The sequence below is a fragment of the Streptomyces sp. UG1 genome (assembly GCF_049974585.1).
Lineage (GTDB): Bacteria > Actinomycetota > Actinomycetes > Streptomycetales > Streptomycetaceae > Streptomyces.
Genome location: NZ_JBNGGG010000042.1, coordinates 63,027 through 83,983, shown reverse-complemented (window position 1 = coordinate 83,983; position 20,957 = coordinate 63,027). Strand labels below are relative to the sequence as shown.

Here is a 20,957-nt window from a genome sequence, read left to right as displayed (position 1 = left end):
GCCTGGGCTCCTTGCGCCTATACCGCGGCATGGTCGTAACCGCCGGTACCCACCTGCGGAAAACTGTCCGCCGCCGAGAAACCGTTGATGGCGGTCGACATGACCACCCCGAGCGCGCTCAGCGCCATCGCGAACTTGTCGAAGGCCTGGGCCGCCTCGGCCCACATCTGCATGAGCCGGATGGCCTGTGCCGCGGCCAGCGCGAACATGGCGACAGACGCCGCCTGCCCACCCACCGGGATCGCGTTGACGGCCTGTGCCGCGAGCAGGTTGACCAGCCAGATGACGAGCAGGTCGCAGAACATCACCAGGAACGACTTGAGGAATTCCGCGAACTGGAACGCCATCTGCGCCGCCTGCGTATAACAGCTCTGCAGGGACTCGAACGTCTCCTTGATCTCTTCGAGTTTCTTGCTGAACTCGTCGAAATACACGGTCGCGGCGTTCGCGGCGTTGCCGTCCCAGGTCAGACCGACGTTCTGGGTGCCCTTGCGCAGATTGGCGGCCACCACGTCACAGAAGGACGCGAGGTTTCCCCAGACGTCGGAGCAGTCGTTGTACTTGTTCCAGTCGCCGAAGACCCAGTTCGTCACTTCGGCGAAGGGGTCGAAGTCGAAGAGCAGCTTGGACGCCTCCACGGCCATCGCCGAGGGGCTGCCCAGGTCGAGGGCGCTGCCCAGCGTCTTCTGCACGGGGCTCATCTGGTACTCGTCCGCGTGACCCGACGCGTACTTGACGATGGGGTTGGTGGGGTCGCCGGGCGGCTTCAGCACATCCACGGCGTCGCCGGCGTCGGAGAAGTCCTGCGGATCGCCGCCGGAACCGCCGCCCGACACCTTGGAACCCGGATAGGTGGCGTCGAGCTTGGCCGCCTCGTCGGTGTCCGTCTCCCGGTAGTACTTGGCCGTGCCCGTCAGCTCCTTCTCGGACGCCTCCAGAAGGCTCTTGACCTTCCCCAGGGCTTTCTTGGCCTCGCTGACGTACTGGTCGTGGTCACCCGCGACGAGATCCCAGGCCGCTCCGCCCGCCGACTTGTCGATCTGGGTGTGATTGCCGGTGTACGAGACCGCCTGCGCACTGCCGTCCGCGGCACGCCCCACCAGCTTCGAGAAGCCGTCGATCGCGCCGGGTTCCACACGAAAGTTCACATCTCCCCCATCGCCTGCATCAGCTCAGCTCCACGGTCGGCGGTCCGGTCCGGTTCGGCCGGTACGGTCGCTCGCCACGGCGTACGACCGCTCACCTTCGGACCCACCGGGCGCGCCCGCTCAGTACAAGGACCAGCCACGCCCGTCGTGACGCGACTTCGTGCCCGACCGGTTCTCGGACTCCGCACGCCGCTCGTCGTCGAGCTGCCGCCGCTCCTCCTCGAGCCGGCGCTCCCCTTCCGCGGCGAGTGCCTCACGCTCGCTGTCGGACATGGCGGCCCACTTCTCGGCGAGCGGGGCCGACTGCTCGACGGCCTCCTCGGCGTACGCCGAGACATTGGCCGCCTCCCGCAACCCCATACGCCCGGAGAGCACCTCCTGGGCCATCTCCTTCAGCGCGGGGCCGCCGAGCCCCGAGGCGAGATGCTCCAGCGACTGCCGCAGCATCTTGGCCTGGACGGCGTCCTGCTGGGTCATCTCAAGAAACTCGGAGTCGTCCACGCGCTTGTCGGACGGGTTTGCGGCGCTGTCCACGGGATTACCTCATCGGGAGGTTCGGCGGGTCTCGACCGGCGTGAACCTACCAACGCACACGCAAACGCATCAACACACGGGACAGCGCCGGAACGGCACTGAGAAGCCGTATCGCCCCCGCTGTCATGCGAATTGACCAGCGAGCGGGTGAGCGTGAAGGTTCCGAGGAGAAATGCGCATCGGATGGTCGAGACCTCTCCAGGGTGACGTATCGGGGGTGACGTATCGGGGGTGACGTATCGGGTGACGTATCGAGACGCGACACCCGCCGCATTCAAAAAGCTCCGCACCTCAGCGCTGAGCCGAGCGACCCCCCTTGCCCGAGCCGTACACCGGCGCGTCCCGCTCCGCGCGCTCGCGGTCCAGGTCCGCCTGCTGCCGGGCGTCCCACTCCGCGAACCGGGCCTTGGACTGCTGGCGTTCCGCGTACGTCTGGTCGTCGGCCACCCGGCGGATCTCGTGCATCCGCTGGTACACGGCCTCGGTGTAGCGCGGGTCCTGGAAGGCGTCCTTGATGTCCACGTTCCCGCTCAGCACGGACCGAGCCATCTCGCGCAGGTCCGGGCTGAGCGAGGTCGCGCCGGCGATGGTGCGCAGGGAGCGGCGCAGCCGCAGAGCCTGTTCGGGGTCCTGGGCGATCCCCATCAGTTCCTCGTCCTGGATTTCCCGGTCCGCGGTCATGGGTGTGGGGTCCTTCCTGTCAGAGGTGAGGGCTGGGGGGTACGGCAGGAAGCGGCGACGTCACCCGAACTCGCTACGGGCCCAGTCGTCCACGCCCCCGGAGGAGCCGGATGTACCGGAGGAACTGGACGTACCGGAGCGCGCCGCTGCAGGGGTGGTGGCTGCGGCCCGTCCGGACGACGTCTGCGCGGCGCCCGCCGAGCCGGTGGAACCGGAGCCCGTCGAGGAGGCAGTGTCCGCACCTCCGTCGGAGGCCGGCGCGTCGCCGCCATTGGCACCATGCCCGGCCAAGGCATCGACACTCTGCTGCGCGCGATCCCCGACGGCACCCGTGGCCGTCTCCTTCGCGTGATCCACGTACGTGTTCGGATCCGCGTAGCCGGCGAGCGTCGACCCCTCGCCGCCGGTGACCTCGTTCTTGAGGTCGCCCAGATACTCACCGGCCGCCGTCTTGGCCACGTCCGCCGTCTCGCCGAGGTCGATGCCGGAGCGTGCGTCGAAGTACGCCTCGATGCTCTGCTGACCGACGTTCTGGGCCATGCCCACGGCGGCCTCACGGGCCTTGTCCTTGGCGGCGTCGACGACCTTCTCCTGGACGAACTGCTTGGCCTGGTCCTTGACGACCTTCTTGGCGAGCTTCTTGAGGGCGTCCATGGTGGCGTGCTCCATGGCCTGGGTGATCGCCTCCATGACCTCCTTCTTGAGGCGGTCCAGGAGTTCGCGGACGATCAGCCGTGTGGCCTGTGTCGCACCCAGTGCGCCGATCTCGGACAGCCCGAAGGTGAAGGGCGCCGCGGCCTGCGCCGCGATGATCTCGATGGCCAGCGCGACGAGCTGGGCGATCACGGCCAGCTTCGCGGTGAGGACGGCGATCGCGGCCGCGTCGAAGGCGAAGGCGATCACTTCGCACGCGGTCTGCGCGTCCGGGAGATAACTGTCCTCGCCGTTCGCGCCGGTGTAGGCGCCCCAGTCCTTGCTGAAGCCCTCGATGGCCTCGCCGAAGTTGGACGCTTGGACGGTTCGGGCGAAGCCCTCGCCCTGAGACTGGATCTTCTCCAGTTCGGCGCCGAAGCCCCGCCAGGTCTCGGCGACCTTGTGCAGTGCTTCTTCGTCGGCCTCGGGCCAGTTGTAGCCGAGGAGGTCGAGCACCCAGACGATTTCGCCGGGCAGTGTGAGCGACATGCCGATAACCCCGAATTCGCAGGATCTACTTCGCTGGATCCACTCAGAGCTGACCGGCGATTCCGCCCAGCAGGCCACTGTTCGACACATCCGAGGCGTCGTAGTTGCGCGCGTTGTCCTGCAAGTTGTGCCCGATCTGTTGCAGCCGTTCGGCAAGGCTGTCCATGGACGTGAAGATCCCGTCACGAATCGGCGTGTAAATCTCCCCGAAGATCTCTCCGAAATCCGCGTCCGCCCAAGGCTCCCCGATCCCCTCGAGGTCGCTCTGCAGCTTCTTCGAGGCCCTCGCGAAATCACCCCCGAGGCCGTCGAACATCCGCCCCTGCTGACGAAGTACATCCGTGTCCACATCAAAGGTGCCGAACGTCATCGCTCTCCCCCGAACCAGCTTTACAGCACGTCATATTGCACGATGGGCCGATAGCTTAGACTCCTCGCGCACGACCTGAAAAATCCATCGGTCAAGAGATCGTCAAGTCATTCAAGGGACCACCAAGTGGACCACCAAGTGGTGACAGCACAGCCGCGTTACGCCAGCACAGGGAGCCTGTGGGTGGGAAGACTCATAGGACTGGGGCTGCTGCTCGTGGCCGCGGTCGTCGCCACGGTGACCATTCCAGAACTGCGCAGTGAACTCGCCGGCGACGGCACCACGGGAACCCTCACCGTTTCTTCATGCGAAACGCACACGAAGACCCACTACGGCAGTCACCGACGCTCCACCGAACTCCAGTTCAGTTGCACCGGGAACTGGACCGCACAAAACGGTGAGCCCACTTACCGAAACGTGGAAGTGAACACTTCATCGCGTTTCGATTCCGGGACGAAAATCCCCGTCGTACAAGTGGACGACACATTCGAGCAACCACAGGACCGGGACCCCGGAGACGACGCCGCGATCCTCGCCCTCTGCCTCTCCATGCTGGCAGCCGGCGTCTACTGCCTTCTCACCGGCTTCGGCGCCCGCAACGGCCCCGGCTTCGCGGCCTCCTGGAATTCCCTGCCGGCCCCGAGCGTCACCGGCCCCCTGGTCGGCGGCCTCTTCACCTTGGGCGTCCTGGCAGCCCTCGTCTGCACCTTCGCTCTGTGATGCCCGTATCCGCTCTCTGAGGAGTCACCCCCAATGGCACAAGTACATGGGTCCCCAGGGTCCCCCGCGACCAACACCGCCGCACCTGGAGGACCCTCGGCCCTCGGCCGCCTCATCGGCCTCGGCCTGCTCCTCGCCGGCGTGGTCCTCCTGGCCCTTGGCGCCTACCTGGGCCCCTACTCCTACGCCACCTCCACGCCGGGCAAACTCACCGTCGAGACCTGCACCGTCGACTACAAGTACCGCTCGAGCACGTCGAGCAGCTCACGCAAGCGCACCAAGACCAAGTGGTGCTACGGCACCTTCACCGCCGCCGACGGCTCCCCGAAAGACCTCAACGCCGAACTCAAGAGCGACGCCCTGCACCAGCGGGGCGACGTGATCGAGGCCCTCAAGACCGGGGACACGTCGTATCAGCAGGATCAGGGGTGGGTCGGTGCGATCGCCGTCGGCTGTGTGTGGTGGTTCGGCGCCCTGGTCCCTCTCGCCCTCGGCCTCTTCAGCACCACCACCGGCTTCGCGTTCGGTGGCGCGTCCGACTTCCGGCGCTCCAGGCAGGCGGCGGGTCAGGGCCTGATCAACACGGTCTACTCACTGATCGCGGTGGGCGTGATCGGCTTCGGGATCAGCTTGTTGGTGATGTTCTTCGTGTGACGGACGTAAGGACCCGCACCGAGCTTCCGCCGCATGTTGACTCCTCCACTCGGCTCGGCGGCGGCCGACCGCGATGGTCTGCGCCGCCGCCGAGTCGCTGCCTAGGAGGCGGTCGTGGGCAACGCCACGAGAGCGTAGGAGTCGCTGCCGAGGCTGGCACCAACCGAGGTGACGTAGAGCACGTCGTTGTGCCAGAAGGGCCACGCTCCGGCGCCCATGTTCTTATGCACCTCTTCGGGGTACTCGGCGACGGTCGTCATCGCGCCGTCCTCCGCGTTGAACTCCACCAGCTTCGGCTTCTCCGGGCCGTCGGTGACGTACGCCAGCAGACGCTCGTCACCCGTGTCCCTCAGCGGAATGTAGTTGAGGGTGCTCGAAGCCGGTGCCTTCCACAGCTCCTTGCCGCTGTCGAGGTCGAAGGCAACCAGCGTCTTCGACTCCCCGTCGGCGCTGTCTTTCTCCCCCATGCCCATGAGGAGGATGTTGCCGATGCCCGCGACCTGGCGCATCGGGCTTCCGTTCTCCTCCGGGAGGAGGTAGTACTTCTCCGCCATGTCCGGGAACGCACCGCGACGTTCACCGGTCTTCTCGTCAAGGGCGAACACGCCCTTCGCCTCGCCGCTGAGGACGAGCGGGGAGGTGGAGAGCGCGATCTCGGCTTCAGCCTCGCCAAATCGCTTCGTCCACTCGGCCTTGCCGGTGGCCGGGTCGACGAGCGACGCCTCGGTCCAGCGCTTCCCCTCGAACTCGTCTCCCTCGAGGCACCACGTCGTGCGGATCAGATTCTTGCCGCCGGTGTACGTGCCGCTCGCACAGGCACTCGGCACGACCTTCTTCACGTCCCAGGCCTTGCTGCCGTCGGCCGCCTTCAGCGCCACCTGCTCCCGATCGGTGGTGACCACGACTGTCTCGCCGGCTCGAGCCACCGCCAGTTCTGTACCGGTCTTGAACTCGTCCTTGACCTTGAAGCCCCGATGCCACAGCTCCTTGCCGGAGTTGAGGTCGAACGCGGCGACGTGGTCGCACTGGCCGTGGGCTCCCCCCACGCCCGAGGCACCGTAAGCGACGACGCCGATTCCCCCGTCGGAGACGGACGGCGCCACGCAGGCCTGATTGCCGGCGCCCGGAAGGGGCGTGGCCCACAGCTTCTCTCCGGTGTCACGGGCGTAGGCCTTCACACCACCGGACAAGGTCTGAATCACAGCCTTGTCGGTGAACCAGGTGCCGTCCACCTCCTGTTCGCCGAGGCCCCATTCCGACTTCGACGGCACGCTCCACAACGGCTTGGTGCCCGAGGCCGCCAGCAGGTACCAGGCGGCCCCTCCGGCGCCGGCGAGCACGACCAGCGCGACGACGAGCAGCACGATCAGCCCGGCTTTCCCCTTCCGCGGCGGCGTAGGCGGGACGGGCGCACCAGGAAAGTGCGGTGGTTGTCCTGGGTGTTGGCCTGGGCCGTAACCGGGCTGGGGAGCCGTCGGATACTGCGAGGGCGCAGGCTGCTGGGGATAGCCGTAGCCGGGCTGCGGCTGCTGCGGATGGCCGTACGCCTGCGGCTGTGGCGGCAGGGGGCTCTGCTGGGGTGGCACGGGAGGCTGCTGTGGCGGCGGAGGCTGCTGTCCGTAGGGGCCCATACCCGGCACAGGTCCGTTGGCGCTCATCGGGTGTTGCTCCTGACGTACTGGGCCCACGCGGTCTCGAAGGCGTCCTCGTTCATGCCGACCGCCTTCTGCAGCTGCTGATCGAGGTTCGTGGGCTGCCGATAGTGATCCACGGCGAACTGGAAGAACGCCCGCTCGCCACCCTTCTCCGCGATGTAGCGCATGGCCAGATAGCTCAGGGCGTAGTTCGTTCCGACCGAGTCGTACTTCACTTCGAAGTCCTGGCCCGGCAGTTGGCCGTCGAACTCCTGGCCCGCGAGACCGCCGCGCACCCGCTCATCGCCCTGCGCCCGGTCGAACCGGTGGGACACATACTCCGCGAATCCCTCGACAACCCAGGCCCGAATGCTGGTCTCCTCGTCGTTGCCGTACGCGCCGGGGTCCTGCGGCTGAATCAGCGCGTGCGCCATCTCGTGCCGGGAGATGTCCCCGACGCCCGCTCGCCAGGCGGACGTGGTGAACCGGCTCGTCGAGGTGTCCATCTTGATGCGCGCCCCGCCGTATTCGAGCTGGTCCTTGTCCCCGCTGTATCCGGCGTTGAAGGCAGGCATGGCGACGCTTTCTCCGGCGTCCCACCCCAGGTCGCTGCCATCGTTGTTGTACAGCTTCGTGTAGATCTTTCGGTCCGGCTCGAGGACTACGAGGAAGCTTTCAGGGGTGTTGGAGACCGAAGAGGTATTCGCTCCCCACAGCTCGAGATCCTTCTTCGCACTGTCCTCGACGATGGGCGCGAACCGTTCCGCGTCAGCCGCGTTCTTCCTCGCCGAGATCGTGATGGTGTGCGCCTGACGCTTGACATACATGTCGTCGTAGAGGTCCCAAGGGGCCGGATAATAGACCGCGTTGGCCAAGGCGGCCGCGCCCGGAGACCCCCCGACCTCACTGATGCGCGGCTCGGCCGACTGGGACTCCTTCTCGACCGTCCACCGATACCACTCGGAGACCGGTCGGACGTCAACGCCCTTGATCTGATGGACGAATGCGACATCCAGCGTGAGCTTCACATCGGAGCCGTACTCGTCCGACCCGTCACCCGTCTGCTTGAGCACCATGTACTTGCTCTCGGCGAAAGGGAGCTTCCGCAGATTCTTGAAGATCTTGCGCTGCTCGTCCTTCGCCGAACCCACGAAGGGCTCCAGAAACTCGTCCTCGTCGCCACTCTTCAGCGCACTCGTACGGCCGTTGAGCAAGGTGCTGATCTCGTCCGAGCTCAGAATCTGCTGTTCCTCGTCGCCACCGCCCCGAGCACCTGGCAGCGAGCCACCGCCGGCAGCGGTGTAGAGAGCGAAGCCGCCAACCGCGAAGACCGCCACCACGGCCAGGACCAGCAACCCGATGACGACGCCCTTCAGCCCTTTGCCCTCGCCGGAGTTGCCGGGCGGAGGCGGGGGTGGAGGTGGTGCGTACCACCCTTGCTGCTGGGCCGGTGCCCCGCAGGGGCCGGCGCTGCCCAGCCCTCCTGGTGGCATCGAATAGGACATGACAACCTCTCACGCGGACATTTCCGATGGGGACACGATGCAGCCGACCGCACGCGGCAGAGGCCTGGGTGACTCACCCAGGCCTCGATGGGCAATGCGTGCGGATCCTTTGAGCGGCACTCACACCGCCCGACTCACCCTCCCCCTAAGTCACGCAACACCTTATGACCTTGGCCAAGGCGACCGGATCGGCCCTCATGGGACTTTCGTGCAGAAAGTGTGATCAGGACCTGGAGAGAGTTGCGGCCTGGGGAGTGGCGAGACCCCCTGGGGCGCGCGCTACGAAACGCCGAGCCTCGCCTCACAACCCTCCCTGCCTACTTCAAGATCATTCAGGCCCGCAACACGTCCGGCCTCGGCCAGCCCGGGTCGGCAAGACGGGTACCAGAAGACTCTGCCCACCCCTCCGGGCCTGCTGGTTGTCCTGTACATTTTCATGTGGCCCATCGCCGTGCTCCACGGAGGAAGTGCTTGCGGACGGCCAGGGGAGGCAACATGAGCGAACCCATCGATCCGAGGACGGCGTACGCGATGACCGCGGAGCCCTCGCCGAGCCCGACTCCCGGCCCCACCCCGAGCCCGTCGCCGTCCGGACCGGGGTCGGACGACAGAGGGCCGAGTCCGGAACCGTCACCCTCGCCGAACCCCAGCCCGACCCCGCCGGCGCCGTGGGGTACCGATCCGGACCTCGGCGTCACCTCATCATTCCTCCGCAAACGGGCCGAAAAGTGCGAGACCGCGTCCGAGATCATCCGCAAGACACGGGGCGTGGCGGAAGACGCGAACAGCGACCTGGCCCGCGCCGCCGACGGCTGGAATTTCGTCAGCAGCCTCGACGAGCTCCAGGGCCGCTGGGAGGCGCTGAACCAGTTGGTCGTGCAGCGGCTCGACCAGGCAGCGGCCAACTTCCGCCTCAGCGCGGACGCCTATGACGCGAACGAGACACGCACCGCCTCACAGTTCTCCTGAGGATCGCCGACCGCCATCGAAAACACGGGGACAGAAATGCCCGGCTTCTACGCACTGCTGCAACTCGACGTCGCAGGACTGGAGGCGTTCGCCGACGAGTGGGTGACGGTCGACCGGAAGCTGAAGGAGGCACGGACAACGTTCCACGACGACGTGGTGAAACCCCTCCACGAAGATCACTGGCGAGGCGAGGGCGGCCGCGCCGCGCAGGACTACTGCGACCGTATCCAGATGGATATCGACGCGCTGGACAAAGAGGTCAGGGCGCTGCGGAAGTTCCTGGACACGGAAGCCGACGGCGCCACCGGTCGCGGCGGCGTGAAAGGCCTCGCAGGCTTGCAACTGCGGGCCGAGAACCTCCAGCGGGAGGCGCTGACCGAAGGGATGAACATCACCGACTCCGGCACGGTCGAGTGGGAGGTCATGTACGACCCGAACGACCCGGAGGCTCCGGAGATGCTCGACGAGCGCAGGAGGACCGCTGACTCGCTCGAAACACGGGTGCGAAGGCTGCTCGACGACGCCGCCGAGGACGACGACTGGCTGGCTAAGAGCCTCAAGGTGATCTTCGGAACGGTCGGCAACTTCGAGTCGGAGAACCGCAAGTTCGGCATCGTTGAGCCCACCGCCAAGGACCGGCAGGTCCACAACCAGCTCAACAATGTCGCCGCCTACTTCGCCGTCATGAAGGGCTGGCCCACAGCCGCCGGCTTGGTCCAGCACTATCTGGACGGGAGCGGAAAACCCGTCGAGGTCGAGCCGCAGCAGATGATGAACGACATTCCCGCCTTCCGGAAGGACGTCGACGGAACGCTGGAGAACGACGTCCGCAAACGCGGGGACGGGCCTTTCACCACCGAGTGGTCCTCCACCGCCCCGAATCCCGCGGACGGCGACCGCAGTATGGAGTGGTACTACGCGCTCAATCACTTCCAGTACCGTCTCGTCGGGGAGAAGGAGGGCGACGAGATCAGGTACCACGTCGAGGTCAAGAAGCGTTACGACTGGGGTATCCCCAGCGAGCATCGCGCCACGGTGTCCGGTGGTGGGCCAGGGCCGATGGGCATGGACCTGGAGCAGGCCGACATCGCCCACCTCCACACCTCCGGTATGGCCCAGGACTTCGACGTGTCCGGCTCGTCCGACGAGATGACGGTTCGCTCGTGAAGGGGCGGCACACGCCGGCCGGACAGCCGCGGTCGGATTCGTCCAAAACCACCCGTCGCCCTGTGTTGCAGGACGACGCACGCAGCGGCGGCGAGTCGGAGTCCGTACCTGGTGCCCACGAGGACGACGCAGGTCACGGTGGCCTTCTGAAGAAGCTGGCCCTGTGGGCCGGCCTCGCCCTCTGCATCGCCTTCATCGCCTGGGTGGCCTGGGGGTTCCTCCAGTTCGGACACGACATCGACCATCCCCGTGAGGGCGGGTTCTCCGGCTGGCAGTGCGATGCCGGCCGCGATTGCGGGTCCTGACGTTGCTCCGATCCCGCCTGGTCCCGGCTGTGTGCTCCCCCAGGCCGGCCGAGGCGACGGCGTGCCATGACGCCGATGCCCTTTGTCTGCGTGATGAGCCGGACACAACTCCTTGCGGCGACAGCGGAGTGGGCCAGGTTGAACGATCCTCAGGGGGCCAGAGTGTGCCAGGCGGGTTGCGAGGTCCCCCTCACTGGTCCAAGCCGGAGTGTCGTACGGGATCATGCTCCCGGTCCGCTGCGGCTGGAAGCAGGGCGCCCGCGACCCGCCGCTCCTGACGGCGAGCGGAGGGGCGCCAAGTCGCGTCGGTCATGCAGTTGCCGATCATGGTGCACAGGGCTGTCACGACCATGGCCACCTGGATCAACTCCTGGCCACCCCCGCCGACCGGGAGCGCCGCCGCGGCCAGCGTCGCGAGGACCGCGAGGCCCAGCCACACCACCGCGCCGACACGGGTCCGAGGGGGCCGGAGCACGCCCGGGCCGAACTGCCGTACCTCTGGGGCGGATTCGAGGTTCATCGAGCTGAGGCGGCGGCCCTGTGCGACGGGCCATTCGGGTGTGCGGGGCATCCAGCCGCACACATGGCGGGCCTCGTCCCCGCTGCCGACCACCAGTACGGCGGGCAGCATCTCGCCCCGTCGGCCGGGCCGGCCGGGCGGGGGGTTGTCGCGGGCCCGCTCCCAGTACAGCCAGGCGGTGCGGTCCCACAGCGTGTCGGCGAGCTGCTCGACGTCGACGGACCGGCCGATGTGCAACTGCCGCTCGCCGTCCTCGGCCGTGAGGCGCAGGCCCACCCCGACCGCCCGGCTACCCCCGGGCGCGGTGCCGGCCACGGTCACGGCGAGCGCCTGCGCATTGCCGGTGCGCAGCGCCTCGGTGACCGCCGAAGCGCTGTCGTGCAGCGGCTTGAAGCGCCGGCGCAGCAGCAGGGCGAGTCCGCCGACGGCCGCCGCCGAAGAGAGCCCGAGTGTCGTCCAGGAGGGGCGGGCGCTGCCGTCCTGCAGCGCCGCCAGCTCTTCGCGGGTCTCCGAGAGCTGGGCGTCCTTGCCGGCTCTGTCGGGGTTGTAGAGGGCCCAGAGGCGGTCGCGGGGCCCTACCGAGCCGGACGTCTTGATGGTGCCCCGCAGGCTCACACGCTGTCGGCCGGAAGCGTCACCGCTGTCGCCGTTCACCGTGACGGCCAGCTTCGACGTATACGTCATACCGCCGCCCTTCACAGGACGTGCGCTCTGCGACAGCACCTTGTCGACCGTCACTGCGGAAATACGCGCCGACCCTGCCCTGGCATCGGCCAGTTGAGGCGTGACATGAGAGGCGGAGCCGAACAGCAGGAGGGCAACTGACAGCAGGACGAGCAGAACGCCGAGGCGCTGCCGCTCCCTGCGTTCGGGCAGTTGGACACCAGCCAGCCGGAACCCGGCCGGCGAGGGCAGTGCCGCCACCCGAGGCACCTCCGCCACCCGCTCCCGCCGCCTGCCCGCCCAGGAGACGAGCACCCCGAGCAGGGCCACGCCGATGCAGGCCAGGACGTCCCAGCGCGGGGCGGGTTCGACGTAGCGCAGCAGCAGACAGACCGCTACGCCCACGACGCCGCCCCACTTGAGGACGGCACCCGCGTCAGACAGCCTGGTGGTCATACGCCGCACCTGGCCTCGGGAACTTCTGTACCGCATCGAGATTCCCGTTCATGGCGGCGCCCGCGAGACCGAAGGCCACGTTGACCGCCGCGTACAGGGCCGACAGCGCATCGATGATCTTCGACCACTCGCCGATCATCTTCGCCGCCGTGCGGGCGATCAGCGCAGCCATTCCGCCCGTGAGGACCAGGCCGACACCGGTGGTCGCGGCTCCGGTGGCGACCGCGATCTCGACGGCGATCGAGATCGCCATGTCGCAAATGAGGATCAGCCCGGCCTTGAGACCGTCGGCGAACTGCTGGATCTGGCCCGCGACTTCCTCATAGGCCGACTTGAGTGTGTCGTAGCAGTCATCGGTTTCGTCCAGCTTCGTGGCGAGTCCGTCGAAGTAGTCGTAACGCGTGTTGGACGCGTTGCCCACCCAGGTGTCACTGAGCAGGTTGTTCCCCTTCCTCACATTGCTGCCGACGCCGTAGAAGAAGGAGCCCAGCGAGTCCCAGGCGCCCGCGCAGTCGCCGAAGCTCTCCCAGTCTCCGGCGAGCATCTTCGCGGCCTCGCCGAAGATGTCGAAGTTGAAGACGAACTTGAGGGCCTCGTTGACGAGGGTCGTCGGGCTCAGCAGGTCGAGCCCGATACCGAGCACCCCGAGGGGCACGTTCTTGCCCTCGCCGGTGACAGAATCCACCCGGTCCCAGATCAGCCCGTCCATTCGGTCGCTGGCCCCTTGTTGCACCTGCTCCCAGACACTGAGCTTGGGCTCGGAGAACGAGGCGGTCGGCTCACTCACGTCGGAGAAGCCACCGCTCTCCGACGGGGTGCCGGCCGGTCGGCCGGAGCCTGCCGGATAGGTACTGTCGACTTTGACGGCCTCGGTCTCGTCGGTCTGCGTGTAGTACGTGGCCGTGCGGGCCAGTTCCTTCTGGCAGGCGTCGAGCGTCTGCGAGAAACCCTCGATGGACGCCTTGGCCTTCTCAAGTACGTCACTGTGGTGTCCGACGACGAGCTGCCACAGCTGGCTCTCGGCCTCGCCATCCACGGTGGCCTTGCGGTCCAGGAAGCTGCGGGCCTCGCCCACGTCCCGGTGTGCCCGCTCGATCATTTTGCCGTAGGAGGCTATGTCGGCGGGTATGACTCGGAAGTTCATGTTTCCCCCGTGCTGCTCAGTAGGCGGACCAGCCGCGGCCGCTGTGCCGCGCATTGCCCCTGCCCTGTGTACCGCTCTGTGCCTGCCGGCGCTCTTCCTCCATCTCGGCACGCTTCGCCTGGTACTCCCGCTCGCCCTCCGCGGCAAGCTGGCTGCGCTCGGCTTCGGAGAGCTGGTCCCATGCCTCACGGAAGGGACGGCCGCCCTCGATGAGCGCCTCGCCATAAGCGGGCACGGTCACCGCCTCGCGCAGACTGATGCGTCCGGAGAGCACCTCTTTGGCCATCTCCTTGAGCGTGTCGTTCGACGCGCCGTCGGCCAGCTTCTCCAAGGACTCCCGCAGTCTTCGTGCATCCACTGGATCCCGGGTGATGTCCTGGAACTCGCTGTCGTCCACACGCTGTGGGGTGTCGCGTTCTCCTCGACCCACGGAACGCTCCCTGTCCATTGCCATCAGTGTCAGCTGGTATGAGGCTCAGCCCGTTCGGGCAAGGCCACCTACACTAACCCTGACGCCCAGCAACCCCATAGGTGTCAACTGTCACAGCAGCGTCCCAAGGCTGGGGCTGGTGTATCTACGAGGTCATCTCATTTGGCCGCCTCGGTACGCTGTGTGGCGTGATGGGGATCGTTGAGCAGCTGGTGCCCGATGAGTTGTGGGAGTTGTTCCAGCGGGTGATGCCGGAGGCGCCTTCGCTGCCTCAGCGCGGTGGCCGCCGCCGGCATGGCGACCATGAGGTACTGGCCGCAATCGTGTTGGTGGCCACCTCGAGTTGCACGTGGCAGCAGTTGCCCGCTGCGTCGTTCGGTCCGTCGGGGGCAACGGCTCATCGCCATTTTGCGGAGTGGACGAAGGCCAGGGTGTGAGCCAAGCTCCACCGTCTGGTCCTCGACGAGTTCGGCTCCCGCGGGAGTTGGACTGGTCCCGTTGTGCGATCGACTCGGTGAACATGCTGGCCTTGAAAGGGGGGACCTGATGGGCCCGAACCCTGTCGACCGGGGCAAGTACAGTTCGAAGATCCATTTGATCACCGAGCGGACGGGGCTGCCTCTGTCCGTCGGAATCTCGGGGCGAACCTGCACGACAGCCAGGCACTGATCCCCCTGGTGAAGGGCATACCGGCGATCCGCTCCCGTCGCGGGCGGCGGCGACGCCGGCCGGACAAGCTCCACGCAGACAGGGGCTACGACTATCCTCACCTGCGCCGATGGTTACGAGGGCGTCGCATCAAGCACCGTATCGCCCGCAAGGGGATCGAGACCTCCCAGCGGCTGGGCCGATACCACTGGACCATTTAGCGCACCATGTCCTGGCTCGCCGGCTGCCGCCGCCTCCACCGCCGCTCTGAGCGCAAGGCCGAGCACTTCCTCGCCTTGACGAGCATCGCCTGCACCCTCATCCGTTGTCGGCGGCTCGTCTGCCGATGTGGGTCTGCAGCAGTTTCATCGCCAGATCGTGGCCGTAGTGATTAGCCATGTCCATGGGGGTGCGGCCGTCTGGGTCTGCGAGCTCCGGATCAGCCCCGAAGGCCAGCAACACGGCCGTGGTGTGCACAGTCAACGGCTGCCCGCTCTGCAGGGCCCCATCACCCTCGGCGTCGATCGCGTGCGTCAGCAGCGTCATATTGCTTAAGACCTCGTCAGGATCGGAACCAGCGGCCAGCAACCGGGCCAGAGCTTCAGCATCCTCCTGCTCGACCGCTCGATGCGCGGGTGTCCAGTAGCCACTCACCACGACATTCAACCGTTCCCACAGCACCCCTGCCAGCGGCTGTTTACACCACACCACCAGACACCAATTGCGATGACGTCTAACCTCAGTCGGGTTCGTCATGGTGCTGCGGCGGGACGACAGTCCCGTGGTGCGGGTGGATGCCGCCGAGCCGCTGATCGTGCGGAATGCAGGGCGACATGATCAGGGAAGTCCCGCGCGAAACGGTGCAACCTGAGATGCCTGCCGCGACACAACGACAACCGTAAGCGCCACTGCCGAGCGGGGTGCAAGTCCCGGTCCGCACGACTGCCTGCAACTCGACGGTGCCACCGCCAGACTGGAGTGGGTTCGTTCGTGAACCCCACGCCCTGCTCGTGATTACAGCCGCTCTCCTGACGTGGTCCGGCACCTGCGGCCACGGATATCCACTACGGCCGGAGATCCACTGCCCGGGAAGGGTTCATGCTCGGTGGGATTCTCTTCCACGAGGCCTTAGCCGGCCAGAAGGGGTCGTACCACAGCCTCGCCCGCCTTACTGTGAGGGCTTCCTGTCCAGCACAAAGGAGCCTGCCAACAGAGCCGAGGCCAGGGGTCCAGCAATTCCTACTGCCCAGCGCCACCCCGATGAAACGTCGAACGTCATCAGCCCTGCACCAGCAATGACCAGCGCAAGAAGACCCAACGTCAGGGGGCTCACGTAGAGCGCCCACTTGGAGTGCGGATCCCAAGTGCGGAGCATTCGACCATCCTCCGCTGCGCTACTCAATTGGTGAACCGGAATTCCACCGTCGGCCAACAACCGCCGCTCGTCCACGGCGAGCGTTCCATACATCACCCAGTCCTGGTCAGAAATCAGAACCGCAGGGACTACACGAGGCGAGAACCGCGTGCCACCCGTACCACGGCGCCCGTCCCAACACAGCCAGATCTGTTCACCTTTCACCGCTTCAGGCAAGTCCTGCTCTGCGATGTCCACAAGAAAGTGCACATGGCCGACAGCCGTCTCGACAGCCAGGCTCGACCCCTTCAAAGCGCTCTTCGCTGGCTCACTCGGAGCCTGATGGAACAGCTCAACTCGAACGATCCTTCCTCGAATGGCATTATCACTACTCCGCAAACGAGAGAAGGAACGGAATCCTTGCTCGACGTAGAGCAACACCACTATGACGAAAAGCCCGATGCCCCATCCAATAAGAAGAATCCAGACCAGGTGAACTGGCAACGCTGCTCCGCGCAGTTCGTCTTCCAGATCATCCTTGTCTCCGGTCACAGCCCCCAACTGCGGTTGTGTTGAGGCATAGAGCACCGACACTCGATCCCCAGACGTCAATCGATCAGGGGATTTCGTAGTCACCGTCGCGGGTACTGGCTCCCCACCCTTCGCATTCGGGAGCTCAACAACAGCCGTTGCCGTGTAGTACGAATTTCCCCTACTCGGATTGTGGAAACGAACGTCACTGACTTTCGCGACCTGAACATCCGCGAACACAGCCCCAGCCGAATGAATCTGCTCCACCAACGCGGGCCTCTGTGGTGATCCCCATGCCATGGCGATCAGCCCCACAAGAATGCTCCAGACACCGACAACGCCTGCGAAAGAACGCCATAGTTGTTGCCGCCTTGAGGGGATGCGTCGAGGGAAAGATGTCAACTCGGATTTTGGCCACCCTTGTTCTATACCCTGACTGGCCCTAGCGAACTCAGATGCCGCCACTGCACGGAAGGGCTGCCGACCACCGAGTTTTCGCTGATACAGAGCGATCGCGACGACGCTGAGCATGGCGCAGGCAAGAGCGACAAGGATCGCCCGGCGTCGCAGAGTTGGCTCGGAACTGAAGAACCAGAGCGCGAATACTGCAGCGCCGGACAGGAAGCCGAGCCGGGCAGACCAACGGCCGACCTTCTCAGCGGCCTTGAAGTCTGCAGGAGTAATCGTTTCGCGGTTCACCCAAAGTCCTCGCGAATCCGGTCCGTTGCCGTTTTACGGTCGTCCTCAACGCTCCGTTCGGCGGCCTTCTGAGCTCCTTCCGCGCTCTTGTCCACGCCGTCGAACCCGTCCTTCGCAGTGTTAGCGGAAACGCCCCCCGCTACGGGAATGGAGGCACCGAAGGCGCCGTCGACCGCGGTCTGCTGGTGCTCCGGTCGATCCCCGCTGTAGGAGAAATCGTTCTCGTTCCTCAGGCCTCGAGCCATATCGTCGAGACCCCTGTCGACCGACCTTGCCCCACCGCCCAGTCCCCCGGCGGCCCCTCCAGCGATGCCGGTGACAGCGCTCTGCCTGATGTCGTAGTCTTCACCCTTGCGTAGGGAGTCCAGATAGTCTCCCGACATCCCTCCAGCCGCTCCGCCGGCCATCCCGCTGAGGATCTCCTTGCCACCAAGTGCGGTCACGGCCTTGCCGGCGGCCGTCCCGACAGTTGCGCCAGCCACGCCTCCGATCATGTTGGTTCCGACTTCCCAGCCTTTGCCGCTGAGTTGGCTGGTAATCATGCCTCCGACGGTGCCACCAGCCCAGTTCAGCACTCCCTCAGCAAGGAGTTTCCCGCCCTTTCCCGAGTTGTACAGGGTCCGGAAGATGTTGGCGATCGTCCGTAGGAGCTTCCCCAGCCGGCCCGCGGCGTCGAGCGCCCTTGTGACCAACATGGTGACTCGCGCTGTGCCTACTGCCGCCGAAACGCCCAGCGTGAGGAACGACATACCTACCGAGACGCCGATGGAGATCCCGATCTCTATGTAAATGTCGTGGATCTCTTTATTGACCTCGTCTATACAGTCGGCAGCGTTTTCGAGGCCCCTGGCGGCTTCATCGAAGTCGTCCGTCGTGCTCAGCACTGCAGCGGCGAACTCGTCCCAATGGGCCTGGAAGGCATTGGCTGCCTCGCCACGCCATGTATGCCCGACCGTGGCTCTGACATCCTTGTCCAGGTCCTTTACCAGGCCCTCGACTTCAGACTTCAACTGCCGCCACGCCTTGGCTGCGGCTCGCAACTCATCCGGACGACCGCCTGGATTGATGACCTCGATGCCGAGTTCGATGATCTCTTCAGCGGCGGACTCGTTCCCGCTCACCGATCACCGTCCGAATGCTTCCCGAAGAGGACCGCAAGGTCATCGTCGGTCACTTCGGTGTCCCTGTTCACCTTCCGCAATGCGTCGGCAATCCTGTCCAGGTGCTCATGCACCACCTTCATGGCACTGGCTACATCCGCGGAATATGAGATGTACGCCGATGTGACCTCCTCCGATTCCGTCAGGACGCCGAAGCCATCAGTGATCGCCTCTTCCCCTGTCTCCTCCGCGAACTTCTTGAGGTAGGCCCGCAGGTCGTATGCCTGCATCTCAAACTTGCGGGCCAAGCTCCTGCCCGCTCCGGGTTCGTAATACGAGGTTCCGTTGTCAGCCACTTGTCGTCCTATTTGAGTGGTTTACATGCTGCAGGCCGAGAATGGTGGGGGCCGTCCCTGACACGTCAATCCAGGGCGGAACCTCTCTGAGTATACGAGGGGGAAACAGAGCGTGCAGCCATTCCGGAATAAAGAATAAAAGAATAAAGGGCTACTGGCCATGCTGCGGAGGTTGCTGAGCATAGGGATTGGGATACTGGGGCGAATGTCCCGGAGGAGTGGGGTATCCCTGATTGGAAGTTGAAGGGTAGGGCTGCTGGGGCGCATAACCCATGTACTGAGGGTAAGATTCAGGGCCAGCACTGAGCCGACTGGCGCCAGAGTTGCGGCGGCCGCGCAGTACAGCGAGGACGACGATGGCGCCAATTACGGCTCCAAGGCCGATGACGCCAACCACAAGGACGACGAAGCCCATTGAGGAGGATCCCTTCTCGTTCTTGGCATCTAGGTCAGTAAAGGATCGCGATCTTCCCGAGTACAGAGCAACAGAGTCACCGCGAATCCGTACTCGCCATGCCTTCAAAGAGCGAGTGCTTTCGCGGTACCCGAGCTCGAGGTCAAGAGACCAAGGTGTGTGCCGATCACATCGAGCCAAGTGAGCCACAAGAACTTGCCTGACATAATCGGCAGGACGAGGAACAGCCATGTGGCAACAACTGCAATCCCGAGCAGGACAGCGATGACGTGGTTCGCAGTGCGCTAGGCCATCTCATCGAGTGGTGCTCGGGAATTCAGCTCCGGTAGTTGCGAATTCACGCCGTCAGCGAGTGGGGAGTGCTCTCTACTGCCCTTGGTGCGGAGGCTGTTGGGCGTACGGGTTCGGGTGCTGCGGGGACTGTCCGGGAGGTGCGGGGTACTCCTGGTTGGGAACTGTGTTGGGGTACTGCTGGTAGCCCGTCGGGGGCTGGGGCGGGTAGCCCATGCCGTGGGGAGGGTTTCCGCCGCCGGAGCCGGGGCCGCCGCTGCCTCCGTTGCGGCGGTTGCGGAGTACCGCGAAGAGGATGCCTCCGATGACGACCACTGCGGCTGCGATGCCGACGATGAGAAGAATGTTGCCCGAGGAGGACTTCTTCTTTTTCTTGGCCTGGCTTGTGCTGTCGTTGTCGTCGGGCGCGGCGCCGGAATTCGTGGAAGTGGACGGCGCGGACTGGGCGAGGGGGCCCTGCTTGGGGCCCTTGGGGATGTCCATCGTCAGCGCCGAGTACGGGCGGATCAGGCCGTAGCCGTACTCCTCGTCGGGTACCTTCTTGACGTCGTGGTCGAGGAATGTGGCCGATTTGATCAGGCGGTTGATGACCTGGCCCGCAGTGAGGTCGGGGTACTTGGCACGAATGAGGGCTGCAGTGGCGGAAACGTAGGCGGTTGCGTCTGAGGTGCCGTCGGCTTCTGCGTATCCGTTGGACCGGCTAGGATCCGCTCGGACGATTTTCACTCCAGGAGCGACTAGTGTCACTCCTCGTCCATAATTGGAGCTATCCCAGATTTTCAATGAATCGTCAACTGCACCTACGGCCACCACGCCGGGCAGCTTTGCAGGATAGAGCAAACTGTCAGTTCCGTCATTTCCAGTACCGGCCACAACAACCACGTCGTGCTGCTGTGCATACTTGATTGCTTCAGCGCCCTCAGAATCAGGATGGGCGACAGAATCACCGAACGACATGTTGATCACGTCTGCACCCTGATCAACTGCATATCGGATCCCTTCAGCCCATTCGTCATCATTGAAATCGTGGTCGGGGCGGGAAGCCTTGATTGGGAGAATCTTAGCCTTCGGCGCCAAGCCAATTACGCCAGAAGAATTGTTCGCACCATGCCCTTTCCCTGCGATGAGGCTGGCCATACCGGTACCATGCCCATCGGGGTCACTTTGAGCATTTCCACCGTCTCCAGTGACATCTTTACCTTTTAGTACTTGGCCGACCAGATCAGGATGGCTGGCATCCACCCCAGTGTCGACGACTGCAACCGTAACCCCTTGCCCCTGCGATTCCGCCCAAACCTTGTTGAAGTTGATGACGTCTATGACCCACTGCTTGTCGCGGATGTAGTCCGCTGAAGCGGTGGGAGCCGAAGTGAGGAGCAAGGCTCCCGTCACCGCCACGACTCCCGTCGCGGACCAGAATCGCTTGAATCCCAATTCCTTGCTCCTCACTCATGACTGGTTCAGCCAGTCTTCATGCGAGC

Annotated in this window: 20 protein-coding genes and 1 pseudogene; 6 read left to right on the top strand and 15 right to left on the bottom strand. The window is 65.2% G+C overall.

Translation table 11 applies throughout. From position 1 onward, the window contains the following. Positions 1-17: 17 nt before the first annotated feature. From ACP4J3_RS38250 to ACP4J3_RS38230, 5 genes are all read right to left on the bottom strand, one after another. The gene (locus ACP4J3_RS38250; RefSeq protein WP_426540933.1) at positions 18-1,148 is read right to left on the bottom strand and encodes a hypothetical protein; all 1,131 of its coding nucleotides are present in this window, start codon (positions 1,146-1,148) and stop codon (positions 18-20) included. 120 nt (positions 1,149-1,268) lie between these two features. Continuing rightward, positions 1,269-1,682: a hypothetical protein gene (locus ACP4J3_RS38245; protein WP_426540932.1), complete on the bottom strand. Its 414-nt coding sequence runs from the start codon at positions 1,680-1,682 to the stop codon at positions 1,269-1,271. 291 nt (positions 1,683-1,973) lie between these two features. Then, on the bottom strand, positions 1,974-2,363 hold the full coding sequence (locus ACP4J3_RS38240) for a hypothetical protein (protein WP_426540931.1): 390 nt from the start codon (positions 2,361-2,363) through the stop codon (positions 1,974-1,976). A gap of 60 nt (positions 2,364-2,423) precedes the next feature. Continuing rightward, positions 2,424-3,545 (bottom strand): PE-PGRS family protein, encoded by a 1,122-nt coding sequence (locus ACP4J3_RS38235; RefSeq protein WP_426540930.1) that lies wholly within the window; start codon positions 3,543-3,545, stop codon positions 2,424-2,426. A gap of 43 nt (positions 3,546-3,588) precedes the next feature. Beyond that, on the bottom strand, positions 3,589-3,915 hold the full coding sequence (locus ACP4J3_RS38230; RefSeq protein WP_426540929.1) for a WXG100 family type VII secretion target: 327 nt from the start codon (positions 3,913-3,915) through the stop codon (positions 3,589-3,591). Positions 3,916-4,131: 216 nt separating this feature from the next. Here ACP4J3_RS38230 and ACP4J3_RS38225 point away from each other — a divergent pair, with 216 nt between their 5' ends. Both ACP4J3_RS38225 and ACP4J3_RS38220 read left to right on the top strand, forming a co-directional pair. Further along, positions 4,132-4,635, top strand: coding sequence for a hypothetical protein (locus ACP4J3_RS38225; RefSeq protein ID WP_426540928.1), 504 nt, complete (start codon positions 4,132-4,134; stop codon positions 4,633-4,635). A 33-nt stretch (positions 4,636-4,668) separates the two neighbouring features. After that, complete coding sequence (locus tag ACP4J3_RS38220; RefSeq protein ID WP_426540927.1) at positions 4,669-5,289, top strand: hypothetical protein; 621 nt, start codon at positions 4,669-4,671, stop codon at positions 5,287-5,289. A 101-nt stretch (positions 5,290-5,390) separates the two neighbouring features. Here ACP4J3_RS38220 and ACP4J3_RS38215 read toward each other — a convergent pair whose 3' ends face one another. Then, positions 5,391-6,653, bottom strand: coding sequence for a PQQ-binding-like beta-propeller repeat protein (locus ACP4J3_RS38215; protein WP_426540926.1), 1,263 nt, complete (start codon positions 6,651-6,653; stop codon positions 5,391-5,393). Between the two features lie 290 nt (positions 6,654-6,943). After that, complete coding sequence (locus ACP4J3_RS38210; protein ID WP_426540925.1) at positions 6,944-8,260, bottom strand: hypothetical protein; 1,317 nt, start codon at positions 8,258-8,260, stop codon at positions 6,944-6,946. 936 nt (positions 8,261-9,196) lie between these two features. Between ACP4J3_RS38210 and ACP4J3_RS38205 the strand changes: the two genes are divergently transcribed. The 3 genes from ACP4J3_RS38205 (at position 9,197) to ACP4J3_RS38195 (ending at position 10,869) form a co-directional block, all read left to right on the top strand. Then, positions 9,197-9,397, top strand: a complete 201-nt coding sequence (locus tag ACP4J3_RS38205; protein WP_426540924.1) for a hypothetical protein — start codon at positions 9,197-9,199, stop codon at positions 9,395-9,397. Between the two features lie 36 nt (positions 9,398-9,433). After that, complete coding sequence (locus tag ACP4J3_RS38200) at positions 9,434-10,564, top strand: hypothetical protein (RefSeq protein ID WP_426540923.1); 1,131 nt, start codon at positions 9,434-9,436, stop codon at positions 10,562-10,564. Positions 10,565-10,626: 62 nt separating this feature from the next. Continuing rightward, entirely contained in the window at positions 10,627-10,869 is a 243-nt protein-coding gene (locus tag ACP4J3_RS38195) for a hypothetical protein (RefSeq protein ID WP_426540922.1), read from the top strand. A gap of 190 nt (positions 10,870-11,059) precedes the next feature. On the opposite strand, the gene ACP4J3_RS38190 is transcribed toward ACP4J3_RS38195, so the two are convergent. From ACP4J3_RS38190 to ACP4J3_RS38180, 3 genes are read right to left on the bottom strand one after another with little or no spacing between them, the layout of a single operon-like run. After that, on the bottom strand, positions 11,060-12,508 hold the full coding sequence (locus ACP4J3_RS38190; protein WP_426540962.1) for a hypothetical protein: 1,449 nt from the start codon (positions 12,506-12,508) through the stop codon (positions 11,060-11,062). Further along, positions 12,489-13,652, bottom strand: coding sequence for a hypothetical protein (locus ACP4J3_RS38185; protein WP_426540921.1), 1,164 nt, complete (start codon positions 13,650-13,652; stop codon positions 12,489-12,491). The genes ACP4J3_RS38190 and ACP4J3_RS38185 overlap by 20 nt, the downstream gene beginning before the upstream one ends. 16 nt (positions 13,653-13,668) lie before the next feature. After that, positions 13,669-14,082 carry a hypothetical protein gene (locus tag ACP4J3_RS38180; RefSeq protein WP_426540920.1) on the bottom strand — a complete coding sequence of 138 codons (414 nt, stop codon included), beginning with the start codon at positions 14,080-14,082 and terminating at the stop codon, positions 13,669-13,671. 191 nt (positions 14,083-14,273) lie between these two features. On the opposite strand from ACP4J3_RS38180, the pseudogene ACP4J3_RS38175 reads away from it, so the two are divergent. Beyond that, positions 14,274-15,125: pseudogene (locus ACP4J3_RS38175) on the top strand (IS5 family transposase). On the opposite strand, the gene ACP4J3_RS38170 reads toward ACP4J3_RS38175, so the two are convergent. The 5 genes from ACP4J3_RS38170 to mycP form a co-directional block, all read right to left on the bottom strand. After that, a complete protein-coding gene (locus ACP4J3_RS38170) occupies positions 15,049-15,384 on the bottom strand; it encodes an ankyrin repeat domain-containing protein (RefSeq protein WP_426540961.1) in 336 nt (111 codons plus the stop codon). The pseudogene ACP4J3_RS38175 and the gene ACP4J3_RS38170 sit on opposite strands and share 77 nt — an antisense overlap. 514 nt (positions 15,385-15,898) lie before the next feature. Then, positions 15,899-17,314 carry a hypothetical protein gene (locus ACP4J3_RS38165; RefSeq protein ID WP_426540919.1) on the bottom strand — a complete coding sequence of 472 codons (1,416 nt, stop codon included), beginning with the start codon at positions 17,312-17,314 and terminating at the stop codon, positions 15,899-15,901. After that, positions 17,311-18,435, bottom strand: coding sequence for a WXG100 family type VII secretion target (locus ACP4J3_RS38160; RefSeq protein WP_426540918.1), 1,125 nt, complete (start codon positions 18,433-18,435; stop codon positions 17,311-17,313). The genes ACP4J3_RS38165 and ACP4J3_RS38160 overlap by 4 nt, the downstream gene beginning before the upstream one ends. After that, positions 18,432-18,770, bottom strand: a complete 339-nt coding sequence (locus ACP4J3_RS38155; protein ID WP_426540917.1) for a hypothetical protein — start codon at positions 18,768-18,770, stop codon at positions 18,432-18,434. Before ACP4J3_RS38155 ends, ACP4J3_RS38160 begins: the two co-directional genes overlap by 4 nt. A 781-nt stretch (positions 18,771-19,551) precedes the next feature. Continuing rightward, on the bottom strand, positions 19,552-20,910 hold the full coding sequence (gene mycP, locus ACP4J3_RS38150; protein WP_426540916.1) for a type VII secretion-associated serine protease mycosin: 1,359 nt from the start codon (positions 20,908-20,910) through the stop codon (positions 19,552-19,554). Positions 20,911-20,957 lie beyond the last annotated feature (47 nt).

Excerpts from the sequence above, each read along its gene's own strand:
- ACP4J3_RS38200 (WP_426540923.1), top strand. The coding sequence starts at position 9,434 with ATGCCCGGCTTCTACGCACTGCTGCAACTCGACGTCGCAGGACTGGAG.
- ACP4J3_RS38220 (WP_426540927.1), top strand. The coding sequence starts at position 4,669 with ATGGCACAAGTACATGGGTCCCCAGGGTCCCCCGCGACCAACACCGCC.
- ACP4J3_RS38235 (WP_426540930.1), bottom strand. The coding sequence starts at position 3,545 with ATGTCGCTCACACTGCCCGGCGAAATCGTCTGGGTGCTCGACCTCCTC.
- ACP4J3_RS38230 (WP_426540929.1), bottom strand. The coding sequence starts at position 3,915 with ATGACGTTCGGCACCTTTGATGTGGACACGGATGTACTTCGTCAGCAG.
- ACP4J3_RS38240 (WP_426540931.1), bottom strand. The coding sequence starts at position 2,363 with ATGACCGCGGACCGGGAAATCCAGGACGAGGAACTGATGGGGATCGCC.
- ACP4J3_RS38185 (WP_426540921.1), bottom strand. The coding sequence starts at position 13,652 with ATGAACTTCCGAGTCATACCCGCCGACATAGCCTCCTACGGCAAAATG.
- ACP4J3_RS38190 (WP_426540962.1), bottom strand. The coding sequence starts at position 12,508 with ATGACCACCAGGCTGTCTGACGCGGGTGCCGTCCTCAAGTGGGGCGGC.